The sequence below is a fragment of the Streptomyces sp. SS7 genome (assembly GCF_037993025.1).
In the GTDB taxonomy this organism is placed as follows: domain Bacteria; phylum Actinomycetota; class Actinomycetes; order Streptomycetales; family Streptomycetaceae; genus Streptomyces.
On sequence record NZ_CP141223.1, the window covers coordinates 195,913 to 212,463 of the forward strand.

Genomic DNA, 16,551 nt, shown 5'->3' on the forward strand with positions numbered 1-16,551 from the left:
GGACATGGCAGGCAGTGAGCGAGCGGCCGTCTTCGACGTGGACGGCACCCTCGTCGACACCAACCATCTGCACGTGGTCACCTGGTGGGAGGCGCTGCGCCAGGCCGGCCACCCGGTCACCATGCACGCCGTGCACCGTGCCGTCGGCCTCGCCTCCGGCGACCTCGTCGCCCATCTGTTGGGCGAGCGGACCGCGCGGGAGGAGGGCGAGGACCTCAGCGCCGCCCACAAGGCGCTGTACGCCCCGTACTTCGAGCGGTTGCGCGCGCTGCCGGAGGCGGGCCGGCTGCTGCGGCGGCTGGCCGCCGACGGCTGGTCCGTGGTCCTGGCGACCTCGGCCGGCGAGGACGAACTGTCCGCCCTGCGGCGCGCGATCGACGCGGACGACGCCATCGAGGCGACGGCGAGCGCCGACGACGTGTCCCGGGGCAAACCGGCTCCCGACCCGGTGCGGCGGGCCCTGGAGCTCGCCGGTACGCCGCCCGAGCAGGCGATGTTCGTCGGTGACACGGTGTGGGACATGCGGGCCGGCAGCCGTGCGGGGGTGCGGTGCGTGGGGCTGCTGTGCGGGGGCATCCCCCGCGCGGACCTGGAGGAGGCCGGGGCCGCCGCCGTCTTCGACGATCCGGCGGATCTGCTCGCCTCACTGCCGCGGGGGCCGCGGGACTGACCGTCGGTTCGGCCGTTACGCCGGCCGCCCGGGGGTACCCGGGGGGACGACCGCGTCCGGCCCGCCGGACGATCCGCCCGCCGCACCATCGATCGAACCCGGAGTCACGGTGAAGGCACTGACCGCCGACCGCACCTCGACCGCCGCGCCCGCCGCGCCGCCCGGCCTCCGCTGCTGGGTTCCCCGAGGCGTCTACCGGCCCCAGACCGACTCGCAGCTCCTTCGGCGCGCGTTGCGCCGTGAGGGGATCGTGCGCGGGACCGACGTCCTGGACCTGGGCACCGGCAGCGGGCTGCTGGCGGTGGAGGCGGCCCGGCTGGGCGGGCGGGTGACGGCGGTGGACATCTCCTGGCGCGCGGTACTGACCGCCCGGTGCAACGCCGTGCTCAACGGACAGAGCGTGCGGGTGCGCCACGGCGACCTGACGTCCGCGGTGCGGGGCCGGCGTTTCGACCTCGTGATCGCCAACCCGCCGTACGTGCCCGCGCCGGACGACCGTCCGCCGCGCGGCCTCGCGCGGGCCTGGGACGCGGGCAGGGACGGCCGTCTGCTCGTCGACCGGGTGTGTGACGCCGTACCGCAGGTCCTGCGGTCCGCGGGCACCCTGCTGCTGGTCCACTCGCATCTGTGCGGGATCGACCGGACCCTGGACCGCCTGGCCGGGGCGGGGCTGCGCACGGATGTCGTCGAACGCGCCCGGCTGCCCTTCGGGCCCGTGCTGAGGTCCCGGCTCGGCCGGCTGCGCGAACGCGGGATGGCGACCGGGGACGCCATGGAGGAGCTGGTGGTGATCCGTGCCGAACAGCCCTGAGCGGCCCCGCCGTATCCGTGTCCAACGGGACGGGCCCCTGCTGGTGGAGGGGCCCGTCGAAGTGGTGGGTGAGGACGGCGAGGTGACGGTGTCGCAGCGGTTCGCGGTGGCGGTGTGCACCTGTCGCCGCAGCCGGATCTTCCCCTGGTGCGACACCAGCCACCGCCGACGCGAGAAGCGCCCGCGGGACACCGGGGGGCGCGAGGACGGTGACGTCGTATGACGCACGCACCGGCCCGGCTGCGTCCGCCTCCCCTGCCCGAGCCGCGCGGCCCGCTCTCGGCGGCGCTCGTGGCGTCCCTGCGCGGTGGGCGCGGCTCGGCGCTGCCGCCGGTCCCCGCGTCCTGCCCGGCGTACGGCGACGACCTGCAGCTCGCGCTCTACACGCTGTACGAGCTGCACTACCAGGGCTTCGAGGGCGTGCCCGACGACGCCGAGTGGGACGCCGCGCTGCTGTCCCACCGCGCCGCGCTGGAGGACGTCTTCCTGCGCGCCCTGGTCGCGGACGTCCCGGTCGGAGGCACCGCCGCGCACGCACTGGACGCACTGCAGCGCGAACCCGTCGCGGGCGACGACCTCAGTGTCTCGCACCACCTCAGGGACCGGGGCACCCTCGGCCAGCTGCGCGAGTACGCGGCGATCCGCTCGCTGTACCACCTCAAGGAGGCGGACCCGCACGCCTGGGTGATCCCCCGGCTCTACGGGCGCGCCAAGGCCGCCATGGTCGCGGTGGAGTACGACGAGTTCGGCGCGGGCCGCCCGGACGAGATCCACGCCGAGCTGTACGCCGATCTGATGAGGGACCTGGGGCTCGACACCGCCTACGGTCGCTATGTCGACGCCGCGCCCGCCGAGGCGCTCGCCACCGTCAACCTGATGTCCCTGTTCGGCCTGCACCGGGCCCTGCGGGCGGCGCTGGTCGGGCATTTCGCCGCCGTCGAGGTGACCTCGTCACCCGCTTCGCGCCGGCTCGCCGAGGCCATGCGGCGGGCGGGGGCGGGCGCGGCGGCCGTACGGTTCTACACCGAGCACGTCGAGGCGGACGCCGTGCACGAGCAGGTCGTCCGGCACGATGTCGTCGGCGGCCTGCTGGAGCGCGAACCGGCGTTGGACGCCGACGTGGTGTTCGGGATCCGTGCGACCGCGCATCTGGAGGACCTGCTGGCGGCCCGGCTGCTGGACGCCTGGCGGGACGGGACGACGGCCCTGCGGTCCGCCTGAGGGAGGCCTCGGGCGGCGAGGCGGGGTCCGGGGCGCCGTCAGCGGTCGGTCGGGGCGCCCTCGGCCGTGCCCTGGCGTTCGGCCTCGTCCCTGACGAGCATCGCCAGCAGCGACGCCACGGTCAGGCCGGCCTCGGCCGGATGCCGCAGGACCCCGTCGGGGGCGATGCGGTACCGGTTGCCGCGGCCGTTGCGGGTGTGCGACAAGTAGCCGCTCTGCTCCAGATCCGCGATGATCTTCTGGACGGCGCGTTCCGTGAGCCGGCAGCGCGCCGCGATGTCACGGATCCGTGCGTGGCGGTCGTCGGCGATGCTGGCCAGGACGCGTGCGTGATTGGTGACGAACGTCCAGCCGGTGTGCGGCTCGGGTGCTCCCTCGGCTGCCGACATGCCCACAGCGTACGCCGGGACATTCACGCCCACAAAGACACGAAGCGGAATTCGCGTATGTCTTGACGTGAGACGGGGGGCGTATGAGCCTGGGACTGGTGACACGAAGGAGGCGAGCATGCCGAAAACGCCTCGCGGAGACCCGTTTTCGCACGAGGACAGCCGGCCGGGAGGCCCTTCCGCCAGGAGTCTGGTGGTCCTGACCGGGCCGGACGGTGACCGGGTGGTCGTCACCGTGAGCGGGGAGTACCGCCTCGACCACAGCCAGTATTTCCGGCGCTGCGCGCGCGACGCCCTCGCGAGGTCGACCGAGGGGATCGACCTGGACCTGGGCGGTCTGACGTTCGCGGACTCGTCCGCGCTCAACGTCCTCCTGGCGGTGCGCGGCCAGGCGCTCGCGGACGAGAAGACGGTCGCCGTCACCGCCGTCAGCCCGGCGGCGGAACGGCTCCTGAGCTTCACGGACACCTACACCCTGTTCTCGGCGGGGCACGGGACGGCGGAACAGGGCGGGGACACCGAGGGCACGGACACCGAGGAGGAGCTGCTGCGGACGGAGCTCGTCCAGCTGCGGCGCGCGATGCGGACCCGGCCGGACATCGACCTGGCGCGGGGCATCCTCATGGCGGCCTTCGGCCTGGACGCCGACGAGGCCTGGGAAGTGCTCGTCACGGCATCCCAGCACACGAACACCAAGCTGCACCGCCTGGCCCGGGACGTGGTGGCCACCGTGCGGGGCGCCGCGCTGCCGGAGCCGGTCCGGCGGGAGATCACGGCGACGATCGCCAGGGCCCGCCGCGGACACGTCCGCCCGCCGGGAGGTACCGGTCTTCCTCGATGACCACCGGCAACCTCGCTCGACGGCCACCGGATAGAACCGCTGCCGGGGGGAACCCGGCGGCTGACCGGACCGCTGCGAGAGCGAGGAGGAGCGCCATGCCTGCCGGATCGAGTCCCAAGCGGGAACGGCAGTACGAGCACATCAGGAAGAGCGCCCAGGACCGGGGCGAGTCCGCCGAGCGGGCCAAGGAGATCGCCGCGCGGACCGTCAACAAGGAGCGGGCGCGGTCGGGCGAGTCGACGACCAGCAGCAGGACCTCGACCCGTGACCCGAAATCCGCCTCGCAGCGCGGCGGCGAGCGCTCGCACAGCGGCGCGCAGGGGCCGACGAAGGACCAGCTGTACGCGGAGGCGAAGAAGCGCAACATCGACGGCCGTTCCTCGATGAGCAAGGAAGAACTGCGGAACGCCCTCGACCGTGGACGGTGAGGGCGGTGCAGCCCGAGGTCGACCGGATCGCGGAGCCCTGGGGTGATCGCACCCCGTACGGGCGCGGCGAGCGCTGGCCGGTGCGGGTCGACTCCTACCTTCGGCCCGGCGTCGGCGCCGACTCGGTGGAGCGTTGGGTGCCGACGGCGTCGCTGCTGCACTCCAACGGGGACGCGATGGACGTCGCCGTCGCCGGCGGGCGGATCGTCGGGGTGCGCGGACGGCCCGGCGACCGGGTGAACCACGGCCGGCTGGGCCCGAAGGACCTGTTCGGCTGGCAGGCCAACCACGCGGGCGACCGGCTCACCACTCCCCTGGTCCGGGAGGGCGGGCGGCTGGTGGCGTGCGGCTGGGACACCGCCATGGACCGGATCACCGCCCGGACCCGTGATCTGCTGGAGGAGAGCGGCCCCGGCTCCATCGGCTTCTACACCAGCGGGCAGCTGTTCCTGGAGGACTACTACACGCTGACGGTGATCGCCCGCGCCGGGATCGGCACCCACCACGTCGACGGCAACACGCGGCTGTGCACCGCCACGGCCGCGGAGTCGCTGAAGGAGACCTTCGGCTGCGACGGGCAGCCGGCCTCCTTCACCGACGTCGACCACGCCGATGTCATCGCCCTGTTCGGGCACAACATGGCCGAGACCCAGCCGGTGCTGTGGATGCGTGTCCTGGACCGGCTGGAGGGCCCCGCTCCGCCGCGTCTGGTGTGCGTCGACCCGCGTCCCACCCCGGTCGCCCGCCGCGCGGCCGTCCATCTCGCACCGCGCGGGGGCACCAACGTGGCACTGCTCGACGCGCTGCTGCACGAGATCATCCGCACCGACCGGATCGACCGCGCCTACCTCGAGGCGCACACGGTGGGCTTCGAGGAACTCACCGAGCAGGTCTCCGGCTGCACTCCGGAGTGGGCCGCCGCCCTCTGTGACGTTCCGGCCGCGAGGATCACCGAGGCGGCGGAGGTCCTCGGCGGTGCCGAGCGACTGCTCTCCACCGTGCTGCAGGGCGTCTACCAGTCCCACCAGGCCACCGCCGCGGCCTGCCAGGTCAACAACCTCCAGCTGATCCGCGGCATGCTCGGCCGCCCGGGCTGCGGCGTCCTGCAGATGAACGGCCAGCCCACCGCCGAGAACACCCGTGAGTGCGGCGCCGACCTCTGCAGGCCCTGCACGACGGCGAACGCGGGCTGGAGCGACAGCTCCTCGCCGCGGCCGAACCGCACGGCGGCGAGCCCGAGTTCCGGCACATCGCCACGGACGTCGCCCGCTGGTCGCGGGAACACGCGGACCGCCTGGCCCGGGCCGCCGCGTCGTACGACCTGGGTCTGCCGGGGCCCGCGGACCGTCCGGAGCCCGGTCCGCCGGAGTCCCTGCGCGCCACCCTCGGCCGGGCCGTCGGGCGACAGCCCGCGCCCGGTCTGCTCCTGCTGCGCGATCTGCGCGACCTCCATCTCTCGGCCACCGAGAACTCCCTGAGCTGGGAGATGCTCGCCCAGGTGGCCCAGGCCGCCGGGGACACCGGTCTCCTCGACCTCGCCGCCGCCTGCCACCCGCAGACCCTGCGCCAGCTCCGCTGGACCAACACCATGATCAAGACCCTGTCGCCCCAGCTGCTCTCCAGTCTGTGAGCCCGTGGTTTGGGCCGGTGGGGCGGGGCAACTCGGTCGCCAGGCGACGCCCACGAGCGACGAAAGGGACATCCCATGGGACACGGCGGAAACGTACTCAACGAACTCCTGACCGATCACCGCGAGGTCGAGGAGCTGTTCGGCCGGATCGAGGCGATGCCCGGCGCGGGACAGGAGCTGCGGGATCTCGTGGACGAGGTCACCATCGAGCTGGTACGGCACTCGGTGGCCGAGGAGCAGTACCTGTACCCGGCGGTGCGCAAGTACGTCGAGGGCGGTGACCGGCTCGCCGACAAGGAGATCGCGGACCACGCGGAGGTGGAGAAACTCCTCAAGGAGCTGGAGAAGACGGAGACCGACGCCCCGCGGATGCGACCGCTGCTGCGGCAGCTCGTGGACGACGTCTCCGCGCACATCCGGGACGAGGAGGACAACCTCTTCCCGATGCTGACCCGCAGCTGCTCCCCCGAGGCGCTGGACGAGCTGGGGGACCAGGTCCGCCGGGCCAAGTCCATGGCTCCCACCCGCCCGCACCCCTCCGCTCCGGACACCCCGCCGGCGAACAAGCTGCTCGCCCCGGGAGCGGGTCTGGTGGACCGGGCCCGCGACTTCGTCACGGGCCGCGGCAAGTCCTGACGCCCACGGGGCCGCCGGAGGGACCGGCCGAGGCTTCCGGGCCGCACAGGTTCCGGGCCGCACCGTACGAGCGGTGCGTCCCCGGACCGGTGCGGCCTGCTCGCTGTGACGCCGGCCATTTCCCCTTCCGGACGGGCTGTCTACGCTGGTGTGGCACAGGCGGGGCAGTGCGGCTCCGCGCATCAGCTCGCGGGACGGATCAGCCGCTCACCGGCGAGCACGTCCCCGGGAGACCTGCCACCGTGTCCCCTGATCCGACGGATCTCACGCCCGTCGCGGCCGCCTCCGCCCGCTGGCTCCTGAGCGCCTATCCCCCGCCCGGGGGCGCGCTCAGCAGGGCGCTGGCAGAAGCCCAGGCCCACCAGGCCGGACTCCTCGCCGCGGCCCTGCGTTTCCCCACCGGCCTCGACGTACAGCTGCTCCATCTGCTGGCACCCAGCGGGTCCCACCGTCTGGACCGGCTCACCGGACACGAACCGCCCCCGCACGACCGCGGCTGGCGGAGCTGGGTCGACGAACACGTCGTCAGCTGGGCGGCCTGCCTGTTGGCGGACCCCGCCCTGACCGTGCACGCGGTACGGGCCCTGGAGGGAACCGAGCACCACGGCACGGCCGGTCACCTGCGCCGGCTCACCGAACCCGGCACCCGGGATCTCGAAGCCACCGTCCTCCTCCGCCACCCGGACCTGCTCGAAACCGTCGCAGCCCTGCACCGGCCCCTGTTCCTGGAGACGCTGAGTCTCATCCCTCCACTCCCGTAGCGGTGCGCGCCGCGCCGACGGGCTCGGACTCCGGGGAGCCGCGTTGACGCAGGCAGACCGAGAGGATGGCCATCGAGGCGACGGCCAGGAGCTCGGACTGCCAGTTCCAGCGTGAACAGGGTGCGCATCCTTGGGTCAGCCCCCCTTGACCTGGCACTGGTACGGGCGCCGGGGGCGCGGCGTGCATCCCGCCGCCGTGATCTTCCACCCGGAGGGGAAGGCCGACAGGAACAGCGTGTCGGCGGCGAGGACGACCTGGGCCTGGCGCCCGTAGACCTGGACCTCCCGCACCGCACCCGCGGGGGACGGCTGCTCGTCCAGGAGGGCCTGTGCGCAGGGTGTCCCGGCCGACTCCTCCACCTCCTGCCGTGTGTCGGGGGCCAGCGCCGCGCAGGCGCGGATCCCGTCGGAGTGCCGGATGCTCTCCTCGAAGCGCTGGGCGGCCCGGGAGGCGGCCGCCTCGCGTTCGCCGAGGGTGCTGCACGCGGTGAGGCAGACGGGCACAGGCCACCGCCGTCAGGCCCGTACTCCTCCAGCTCGACGAGGAATCCTCCGCTCGCGGCGTCCGACATATCCCGTATGCGAGAGGCGTCCGACCCATGGTGCGGGACGTACGACACCGTGCGGGACAGCCAGGCCGGGCGAGGGGCGGGCGCCGATCGGGTCTCATGACGCGGTGCGGGCGTGCCTCCTCCACACGGCCGTCGCCGTCGCGGTCGCGGCGACGGCGGCCGCGACGGCCGAGGCGGCGGGATGGCGGGCCACCGCGGCCTCGAAGGACCGGCTGCGGGAGGCGGTGTCGAAGGCACCGTGGGCGCCGCGGTCGGCGCCTTCGCGCTGGTCGGCCGGTGCGAAGAGGTTGCTCTCGTGGCTCGGGGGCCGCCGGTCGGTCTGCTGGGCCGCGAAGCCGGTGCGGGCGAGGTAGCGGTCGAGCAGGGCCGGGGCGAGGCGGTTGGCCCAGATCGTCGCCACCGTGCTGGCGCCGACGTAGTACTGCTTGCGGCGCGGGTGGTCGGCCGCGTACACCACTCCTCTGGCGGCGACCTCCGGCTGGTAGATCGGCGGCACGGGTTGCGGGTGCCGGGGCAGCCGGGAGCGGACCCAGGAGAACTGGGGCGTGTTGACGGCGGGCATCTGGACGACGGTGAGGTGCACGTCGCTGCCGCGGTGGAGCAGTTCGGTCCGCAGGGAGGAGGTGAATCCGTTGATGGCGTGCTTGGCACCGCAGTACGCCGACTGCAGCGGGATGGCCCGCTCCCCGAGCGCGGAGCCGACCTGCACGACGGTGCCGTGGTCTCGTGGCAGCATCCGCCTGAGGGCGGTCCGGGTGCCGTTGACGAAGCCGAGGTAGGTCACCCGGGTGACCCGGTCGTACTCCTCGGCGGTGATGTCGTCGAAGGCGGCGAAGACGCTGGTGAACGCGGAGTTGATCCAGACGTCGATGGGCCCGAAGGCCTGCTCGGCGGCGTCGGCGGCCTGCTCGACCTGCTGGGCGTCGGCGGTGTCGGCGATCTGGACGAGCGCACGGCCCCCCAGGGACTCCACCTCTTTCGCGGCGGCCTCCAGGCCCGCCCGGCCGCGCGCGAGCAGGACCACGTCGGCGCCGCGCTCGCCGTAGAGGCGCGCGACGGCGCGGCCGATACCGGCGCTGGCTCCGGTGACGACGACGGTCTCGGGCATGGTCGACTCCCTCTGTTCGTGGGTGGGATGCGCGGTGGGTGGGGCGGGTGCCTCCCGCTGTCAGGCCACGCGGTAGGGCTGTGCCCGCTCCTGGTCGAGGACCAGGCCGAGGCCGGGTTCGCCGTCGGCGCCGGGCGTGACGCTGCCGCCGTGGGCGGAGAGGACTCCGTCGAAGAAGGTGCGTTCGATGCGGACGTGGTCGTGGAACCATTCGAGGTGGCGGCAGTTGGGCACGGTGGCGGCGGCGTGCGCGTGGGCGTGCGGGGCGCAGTGGCCGGAGATGTCGATGCCGTGGGCCTCGGCGAGGGCGGCGGCGCGCAGCCAGACGGTGATGCCGCCGCAGCGGGTGACGTCGGCCTGGAGGCAGTCCACCGCTCCGGCGGCGAGCAGATGGGCGAAGTACGGCAGGCTGTAGCCGTACTCGCCGGCCGCCACGTCCTGGGGAACCTGGTCGCGGATCGCGGCGAGGGCGGCCGGGTGGTCGGAGGAGACCGGTTCCTCGAACCAGGTCACGCCCTCGTCGGCGAGCGATCGGCCCACCCGCGCGGCCTGTTTGGCGCCGTAGCCGCCGTTGGCGTCGACGTACAGCTCGGTGGTCCCGCCGATGACGGCTCGGGCTCGGGCGACGCGCCGCCGGTCGCGCTCCTCGCGGCGTCCCCACGACTCCGCGATCTTGATCTTGACGCGGGGGATGCCGTCGCCCTCGGTCCAGCCGCGCAGTTGCCGTTCCAGCTGTTCGTCGTCGTACGTGGTGAAGCCGCCGCTGCCGTAGACGGGCACCTCGTCCCGGGCCGCGCCCAGGAGCCGCACGAGCGGCAGGCCGAGCAGGCGGGCCTTGCAGTCCCACAGCGCGATGTCGACGGCCGAGACCGCCTGGGCGGCCACGCCGGGCAGCCCGGCGTTGCGCACCGCCCGGCGCATGGCCTCGTTGATCCGTGGCACGTCGAAGGCGTCGGAGCCGGTGACCACGCCGGCGAGCAGATCGTCGACGACACGTGCCGTCGCGGCGGGCGCGTAGGTGTAGCCGAGGCCCGTGACGCTCCCGCAGTCGACGCTCGCCAGGACCAGGGTGGTGCTGTCCCAGGCGAGTGTGCCGTCGGCCTCGGGGGCGTCGGTGGGCACGGTGTAGACGGCGGTGACCACCCGCTCCACGACCGGGCTGTCGCTCATGTGCCGTCCGTCTCGCCCTGGTCGGCCTTCGCCCCCGGGCGGTCCGCGCGGTGGCGGTGGCCGGGCAGGAGGTCCTGGACCTTGGCCTTGAAGCCCTGGCGGACCATGGACGCGCGGTCGCTGTCGCCCTTGAGGACCGAGGACGCCGCCGCCTCGATCTGGTCGAGGGTGGCGTGCGGCGGGATCGGCGGGACGGCGGGGTCGGTCACGAAGTCCAGGACACAGGGCCGGTCGGCGGCCAGCGCTGCCGTCCAGGCGTCCACGACGTCGCCCGGCTTCTCGACCCGTATGCCCTTCAGGCCCACCATGCGGGCGAAGTCGGCGTAGGGGATGTCGGGGATCGACTGCGAGGGCAGGAACTGCGGGGCGCCTTCCATGGCCCGCATCTCCCAGGTGACCTGGTTGAGGTCCTGGTTGTTCAGCACCGCCACGATCAGCCGGGGGTCCTCCCATTCGTGGTGGTACTTGGCGACGGTGATCAGCTCGGCCATGCCGTTCATCTGCATGGCCCCGTCGCCGACGAGCGCGATCGCCGGCCGGTCGCCGTGCGCGAACTTGGCGCCGATCGCGTACGGCACCCCGGGCCCCATCGTGGCGAGCGTGCCGGACAGCGAACCGCGCATGGCGCCGCGCAGCCGCAGATGGCGGGCGTACCAGTTGGCGGCCGAGCCGGAGTCGGAGGACAGGATGACGTTCTCCGGCAGCAGGGCGTCCAGCGCGTGGACGACGTACTCGGGGTTGAGCGGGTCCGCGTCGACCGCGGCACGCCGCTGCATGACCTCCCACCAGCGGGCGGTGTTCTTCTCGATCTGCTCGCGCCAGCTGCGGTGCCTGTCCGTCTCGAGCAGCGGCAGCAGCCGGGTGAGCGTCTCGCGGGCGTCGCCGACGAGGTTGACCTCGAAGGGGTAGCGCAGCCCGACCATGTGCGGGTCGATGTCGATCTGTACCGCCCGCGCCTGGTCGAACTCGGGCAGGAACTGGGTGTAGGGGAAGGAGGAGCCGATGACGAGGAGGGTGTCGCAGCGCATCATCAGCTCGTACGAGGGCCGGGTGCCCAGCAGTCCGATGGAGCCGGTGACGTACGGCAGGTCGTCGTCGAGGGCGTCCTTGCCCAGCAGCGCCTTGGCCACGCCGGCGCCGAGCCGGTCGGCGACCGCCATGACCTCCTGTCGGGCCCCGCGGGCCCCCTGCCCGACCAGGAGCGCGACCTTCTCGCCCGCGTTGAGCACCTCGGCGGCGCGGGTGAGGTCCTCGTCGCGCGGCACCGGGGCGTACCGCGGCGCGCCGAGGCTGGACGGCACCATCTTGAAGGCGTGGCCGGGCGGCGAGTAGTCCAGTTCCTGGACGTCGGCGGGGACGATCACAGCGGTGACGGAGCGGCGGGCCATGGCGGTGCGGAGCGCGCGGTCCAGGACGTTGGGGAGCTGTTCGGGGACGGTGACCATCTCGCAGAAGTCGGAGGCGACGTCCTTGTAGAGGCTGATCAGGTCGACCTCCTGCTGGTAGGAGCCGCCCATGGCGCTGCGGTTGGTCTGTCCGACGATCGCGACGACGGGCACGTGGTCGAGTTTGGCGTCGTAGAGCCCGTTGAGGAGGTGGATGGCGCCGGGGCCGGACGTGGCGGCGCACACCCCGACCCGGCCGGAGAACTTGGCGTAGCCGACGGCTTCGAAGGCCGCCATCTCCTCGTGCCGGGCCTGGATGAAGCGGGGGTTGTCGTCGGCACGGCCCCAGGCCGCGAGCAGACCGTTGATGCCGTCGCCGGGGTAGGCGAAGACATGGTCCACTCCCCAGGCGCGCAGGCGCTCGAGGAGATGGTCGGAAACCTTCTGCGACATGGTCGACTGCCTTTCTGCTGGTGGCTTTCGTGACGAGGGGTCAGGGGTGGCGCAGCGAGCGGACCGCGGCGCGGCCGGCCACCGTCGCGGCGGTCGCCGTCACGGTGGCCGCGCCCGCGGTGACCGTCCAGCGGGACGTGCGGGAGGGCGGGGCGGGGCGTTCGACGAGGCGTTCGGGGTGCTCGGCCGGGAGTGTGCCGTCGAGGCCGAGGGCCAGGACCTCCGCGAGGTGCAGGGCCCGCCGTCCGGTGCCGCCCTGTTCGATCTGGGTACGGCAGCTGAAGCCGTCGGCGAGGACGAGACGGTCCGGGGCGGCGGCGCGGACCGCGGGCAGGACGCCCAGTTCGGCGACGTCCATGGAGATCTCGTGGTGGCCGCGTTCGAAGCCGAAGTTGCCGGCCAGGCCGCAGCAGCCCTCGTCGAGGACGTCGGCGTCGAGGTACGCGCGGCGCATCAGCTCGCGGTCCGCGTCGAACTTCATGACGGCGTGCTGGTGGCAGTGGGTCTGGACGGTCGCCCGCCGGCTGAGCGGCGGGGGCCGCCAGTCGTCCGGCGCGTGGTGGACGAGGTGTTCGGCGAAGGTGCGGACCTGTCCGGCCAGCCGCCGTACGTCCTGGTCGGCGGGCATCAGTTCGGGGGCGTCGGAGCGGAACACCGCGGTACAGGACGGTTCGAGCCCGATGACCGGGGTGCCGGCCTCCAGGTAGGGGCGCAGCACGCCGAGGGTGTGGCGGAGCACTTTTCGGGCGCGTGGCAGCTGCCCGGTGGAGATCCAGGTGAGTCCGCAGCACACCGGGCGGGTGGGGACGGTGACGCGGAAGCCGGCGTCCTCCAGGACGCGTACGGCGGACGCGGCGATCGCGGGGTGGAAGGCGTTGGTGAAGGTGTCCGGCCACAGGACGACGGCGCGCGGGTCGGCCGGGCCGGGTTCGTCGGCGCGGTGGCTCCGCCACCACTGCTGGAAGGACTGCGGGGCGAAGACGGGTGCCGCCCGTGCCTCGTCGACGCCGGCCAGGCGCTTGCCCGCCCGTGCGAGACCGGGGGCGTGCAGGACGCCGTTGACCAGCTGGGGCGCGATGCGGGACAGCCGGGCCCAGACGGGGAGCCAGCCCATGGAGTAGTGGGCCGCGGGGCGCGGCCGTCCCTCGTAGTGGTGGGCGAGGAACTCCGCCTTGAGGGTGGCCATGTCGACACCGGTCGGGCAGTCCGACTTGCAGCCCTTGCAGGCCAGGCAGAGGTCCAGTGCGTCGCGTACCTCGGTGGAGCGCCAGCCGTCGGTGACGGCCGAGTCGGGGTGGCCGTCGAGCATCTCGAACAGCAGCCTGGCGCGGCCGCGGGTGGAGTGTTCCTCCTCCCTGGTGGCCCGGTAGGAGGGGCACATGACGCCGCCGGAGTGGCCGCGGCAGTTGCCGATGCCGACGCAGCGCATGACCGCCCGGTTGAAGGAGTGGTCGTCCTCGGGGAAGCCGAAGTGCGTCGGCGGGGTCCTCGGGCGCCAGGTGGGCCCGAGACGCAGCTGGCCGTCGACGGGGTTGGGGTGGACGATCTTGCCGGGGTTCATGCGGTTGCCGGGGTCGAACAGCGCCTTCAGCTCGCCGAACGCGGTCACGAGCCGCTCGCCGAACATACGGGTGAGCAGCTCGCCCCGGGACTGGCCGTCGCCGTGCTCGCCGGAGAGGGAACCGCCGTAGGAGGCGACGAGGTCGGCGGCCCGCTCCAGGAAGCGGCGGAAGTCGGCCACGCCTTCGGCGGTCCGCAGTCCGAACGGGATACGGGTGTGGACGCAGCCCTGTCCGAAGTGCCCGTACAGGGAGGGGTGGTCGTAGCCGAACTCCCCGAACAGCTCCTTGAGGTCCCGCAGATAGTCCCCGAGCCGCTCGGGCGGCACGGCCGAGTCCTCCCAGCCCTCCCAGGTCTCCCGGTCGTCGGGCGGACGGGCGGTGACGCCGAGCCCGGCCTCGCGTGCCTTGAGCATCCGCTGCTCGCGTTCGGGATCGTCGGAGAAGGCGACGTCGGCGTTCTTCTCGGTGCGGTCCACGGCGCGCAGCAGGGCGTGCGCCTGCTCGTCCACCTCCTCCTGGCTGTCGCCGCCGAACTGCAGCATCAGCCAGCTGTCGCCCTGCGGCAGGGCGTCCAGGGACGCCAGGTAGGCGCCTTCCTCGCGCATCAGCTGGGCCATCCGGCCGTCCAGCGCCTCCAGTTGTCCGGGCGAACAGTGCTCCAGCAGCCGGGGTACGTCGTCGGCGGCGGCGCAGATGTCGTCGTAGCCGAGGACCAGCAGCGACTGGTACGCGGGCACCGGCACCAGGTCGAGCTCGGCGTGCAGCACGGTCGCCAGGGTTCCCTCGCTGCCGACCAGTGTCCGCGCCACGTCGAAGCCGTTCTCGGGGAGCAGGGAGTCGAGGTTGTAGCCGGAGACCCGGCGCGGGATCCTGGGGTAGCCGCGGCGGATGTCGGCGAGGTACTCGGTGACGACGCGGTCCAGGCCGGCGTACAGCTCGGCGCGGGGGCCGCCCTCGGCGGCGATCCGCGCCCGCTCGGCCTTCGACGTCGGCCCGGCCCACATCCGGAGGCCGTCGTAGGTGAGCACCTCCAGGCGGCGGACGTTGTCGACGGTCTTGCCGTAGGCCTGCGCGGACGCCCCGCAGGAGTTGTTGCCGATCATGCCGCCCAGGGCGCAGTGGCTGTGCGTGGAGGGCTTGGGGCCGAACTGGAGCCGGTGGGCCGCCAGCCGCCGGTTGAGCGCGTCCAGCACGATGCCCGGTTCGACCACGCAGGTCCGCGCGTCGGGATCGACGGCGACGAGCCGGTGGCAGTACTTGCTCCAGTCGATCACCACGGCGGTGTTCGTCGACTGTCCGGCGAGGCTGGTCCCGCCGCCGCGCGAGAGGACCGGGGCACCGAACCGGGCGCACACCCGCACCGCCTCCGCCGCGGCCTCCACCGTGCGGGGCACCACGACGCCGATCGGGAGCTGCCGGTAGTTGGAGCCGTCCGTGGCGTAGGCCCCCCTGCTGCCCGCGTCGAACCTGACCTCGGCGTCCGCCTCCTCGGCGAGCGCCGCCGTCAGCGCGGCCACGTCCACGTCTGCCGAGGTACCGGAGGGAGTGGGACGAGTCATCAGGAGAACCGCCTTCTGAGCCGGGGGCTGCCGCCCCCCGGGTACCCGACTCGGAGGGAGGCAAGGGTGCGCGTTCGGGGCCGCGCGGCGATCCGGGACCTCGACGGGGCGGACGACGGCGGAACCGGGTTCAGTGGTGGCCGTCGGGGTGCAGGACCACCTTGGTCCAGCCCTCGTCGCGGCGGTCGAAGTGTTCGTAGGCCGACGGCGCTTCGGCCAGGGGCAGTTCGTGCGAGACGACGAAGCCCGGTTCGGCCCGGCCGGAGGCGATCAGGTCGCGCAGGGCACGGTTGTACCGCTTCACGGGAGCCTGGCCGGTCCCCATGCGCTGTCCCTTGAACCACATCAGCCCGTAGTCGAACGGGATCCTGCCCCGGGCCTCCTGCTCGCCCTGGGCCTCGGCGCCGCCCGGGTCCTCGGGCAGGAACACGCCGACCACGCCCAGCGAACCGGTGAAGCGGACGCTGTCGATCAGCCCGTTCAGGGTGAGCGCGGCGTCCTCCTGTCCGCCCGGGTCGTGGGCCTGGTAGCCGACGCACTCACAGCCGTTGTCGGCGCCGAGCCCGAGCGTGGCCTCCTTCACGACCTCCGCCGGGTCCTCGGCGCTCGTGTCGATCGCGAGGGCGCCGATCTCCTCGGCCTTGCGCAGCCGGTCCGGCTGGTGGTCGGCGACCCACACCCGGCCGGCGCCCCGCAGGATCGCCGAGTAGGCGGCCATGAGCCCGACGGGGCCTGCGCCGTAGACGATGGTCTGGTCGCCCGGACCGACATCGGCCATCTCGGTGGCGTGATAGCCCGTGGGGAAGACGTCGGCGAGCATCACGTAGTCCTTCTGCCGCTCGACCGCGTCCTCGCCGAGGCGCAGGGCGTTGAAGTCGCCGTACGGGACCCGCAGGTACTCGGCCTGACCACCCTCGTACGGTCCCATCTCGGCGAATCCGTAGGCGGCCCCGGCCATCGCGGGTTCCGGCTGCATGGTCAGGCAGTAGTTGGTCATGCCCCGCTCGCACTGCTTGCAGAACCCGCAGGCGACGTTGAAGGGGAGGACGACGTAGTCGCCGACCTGCACCTTGCGGACGGCAGATCCGGTCTCCACCACCTCGCCGAGGTTCTCGTGCCCCATGCTGCGGCCCGTCTCGAACGACGTACGGCCCTCGTAGACGTGCAGGTCGGAGCCGCAGATGTTGGTGGTGGTGATTCTGACGAGGATGTCGCAGGGGTGTTCGATCTTCGCGTCCGGGACGTCCTTGACGGTCACCGTGCGCGGTCCTTCGTATACCGCGGCCTTCACGGTCGCTCCCTTCCGCCCCTGCGCTCCGTCGGGGCGAGGGACTGTCGAGCAGACGGTTGCCGTC

16 protein-coding genes and 2 pseudogenes are annotated in these 16,551 nt (G+C 73.1%); 10 read left to right on the plus strand and 8 right to left on the minus strand.

Annotated features, from left to right (window positions below; all coding sequences use genetic code 11):
* Positions 1-4: 4 nt before the first annotated feature.
* The 4 genes from U5640_RS00890 to U5640_RS00905 all read left to right on the plus strand — a co-directional run bounded on the left by U5640_RS00890 (position 5) and on the right by U5640_RS00905 (position 2,702).
* Positions 5-670: an HAD family hydrolase gene (locus U5640_RS00890; protein WP_340373872.1), complete on the plus strand. Its 666-nt coding sequence runs from the start codon at positions 5-7 to the stop codon at positions 668-670.
* Positions 671-788: 118 nt separating this feature from the next.
* Positions 789-1,481, plus strand: coding sequence for a HemK2/MTQ2 family protein methyltransferase (locus U5640_RS00895; RefSeq protein WP_340384856.1), 693 nt, complete (start codon positions 789-791; stop codon positions 1,479-1,481).
* Positions 1,465-1,704, plus strand: coding sequence for a CDGSH iron-sulfur domain-containing protein (locus U5640_RS00900; protein ID WP_340373873.1), 240 nt, complete (start codon positions 1,465-1,467; stop codon positions 1,702-1,704). The genes U5640_RS00895 and U5640_RS00900 overlap by 17 nt, the downstream gene beginning before the upstream one ends.
* Positions 1,701-2,702: an iron-containing redox enzyme family protein gene (locus U5640_RS00905; RefSeq protein WP_340373874.1), complete on the plus strand. Its 1,002-nt coding sequence runs from the start codon at positions 1,701-1,703 to the stop codon at positions 2,700-2,702. Before U5640_RS00900 ends, U5640_RS00905 begins: the two co-directional genes overlap by 4 nt.
* A gap of 38 nt (positions 2,703-2,740) precedes the next feature.
* Here U5640_RS00905 and U5640_RS00910 read toward each other — a convergent pair whose 3' ends face one another.
* Positions 2,741-3,091 (minus strand): helix-turn-helix domain-containing protein, encoded by a 351-nt coding sequence (locus tag U5640_RS00910; RefSeq protein ID WP_340373875.1) that lies wholly within the window; start codon positions 3,089-3,091, stop codon positions 2,741-2,743.
* Between the two features lie 193 nt (positions 3,092-3,284).
* Between U5640_RS00910 and U5640_RS00915 the strand changes: the two genes are divergently transcribed.
* The 6 genes and pseudogenes from U5640_RS00915 to U5640_RS00940 all read left to right on the plus strand — a co-directional run bounded on the left by U5640_RS00915 (position 3,285) and on the right by U5640_RS00940 (position 7,387).
* Positions 3,285-3,932, plus strand: coding sequence for an ANTAR domain-containing protein (locus tag U5640_RS00915; protein WP_340373876.1), 648 nt, complete (start codon positions 3,285-3,287; stop codon positions 3,930-3,932).
* Positions 3,933-4,027: 95 nt separating this feature from the next.
* Entirely contained in the window at positions 4,028-4,360 is a 333-nt protein-coding gene (locus U5640_RS00920; RefSeq protein ID WP_340373877.1) for a plasmid stabilization protein, read from the plus strand.
* Positions 4,361-4,365: 5 nt separating this feature from the next.
* Positions 4,366-5,517, plus strand: a pseudogene (locus tag U5640_RS00925) (molybdopterin-dependent oxidoreductase); the annotation flags it as partial.
* Positions 5,505-5,990: a hypothetical protein gene (locus U5640_RS00930; protein ID WP_340373878.1), complete on the plus strand. Its 486-nt coding sequence runs from the start codon at positions 5,505-5,507 to the stop codon at positions 5,988-5,990. The pseudogene U5640_RS00925 and the gene U5640_RS00930, both read left to right, overlap by 13 nt.
* A 75-nt stretch (positions 5,991-6,065) precedes the next feature.
* Positions 6,066-6,626 carry a hemerythrin domain-containing protein gene (locus tag U5640_RS00935; RefSeq protein ID WP_340373879.1) on the plus strand — a complete coding sequence of 187 codons (561 nt, stop codon included), beginning with the start codon at positions 6,066-6,068 and terminating at the stop codon, positions 6,624-6,626.
* A 242-nt stretch (positions 6,627-6,868) separates the two neighbouring features.
* Positions 6,869-7,387, plus strand: a complete 519-nt coding sequence (locus U5640_RS00940) for a hypothetical protein (protein ID WP_340373880.1) — start codon at positions 6,869-6,871, stop codon at positions 7,385-7,387.
* Here the strand turns inward: U5640_RS00940 and U5640_RS00945 are convergent.
* The 7 genes and pseudogenes from U5640_RS00945 to U5640_RS00975 all read right to left on the minus strand — a co-directional run.
* Positions 7,368-7,493: pseudogene (locus U5640_RS00945) on the minus strand (DUF6766 family protein); the annotation flags it as partial. The gene U5640_RS00940 and the pseudogene U5640_RS00945 overlap by 20 nt on opposite strands.
* 29 nt (positions 7,494-7,522) lie before the next feature.
* Positions 7,523-7,891, minus strand: a complete 369-nt coding sequence (locus U5640_RS00950; protein WP_340373881.1) for a hypothetical protein — start codon at positions 7,889-7,891, stop codon at positions 7,523-7,525.
* A gap of 162 nt (positions 7,892-8,053) precedes the next feature.
* Complete coding sequence (locus U5640_RS00955; RefSeq protein WP_340373882.1) at positions 8,054-9,067, minus strand: SDR family oxidoreductase; 1,014 nt, start codon at positions 9,065-9,067, stop codon at positions 8,054-8,056.
* 60 nt (positions 9,068-9,127) lie between these two features.
* On the minus strand, positions 9,128-10,237 hold the full coding sequence (locus U5640_RS00960; protein ID WP_340373883.1) for an enolase C-terminal domain-like protein: 1,110 nt from the start codon (positions 10,235-10,237) through the stop codon (positions 9,128-9,130).
* Complete coding sequence (locus U5640_RS00965) at positions 10,234-12,075, minus strand: thiamine pyrophosphate-requiring protein (RefSeq protein ID WP_340373884.1); 1,842 nt, start codon at positions 12,073-12,075, stop codon at positions 10,234-10,236. The genes U5640_RS00960 and U5640_RS00965 overlap by 4 nt, the downstream gene beginning before the upstream one ends.
* 40 nt (positions 12,076-12,115) lie before the next feature.
* The gene (locus U5640_RS00970) at positions 12,116-15,196 is read right to left on the minus strand and encodes an FAD-linked oxidase C-terminal domain-containing protein (RefSeq protein WP_340373885.1); all 3,081 of its coding nucleotides are present in this window, start codon (positions 15,194-15,196) and stop codon (positions 12,116-12,118) included.
* Between the two features lie 130 nt (positions 15,197-15,326).
* Positions 15,327-16,487, minus strand: coding sequence for a glutathione-independent formaldehyde dehydrogenase (locus U5640_RS00975; protein ID WP_340373886.1), 1,161 nt, complete (start codon positions 16,485-16,487; stop codon positions 15,327-15,329).
* Positions 16,488-16,551 lie beyond the last annotated feature (64 nt).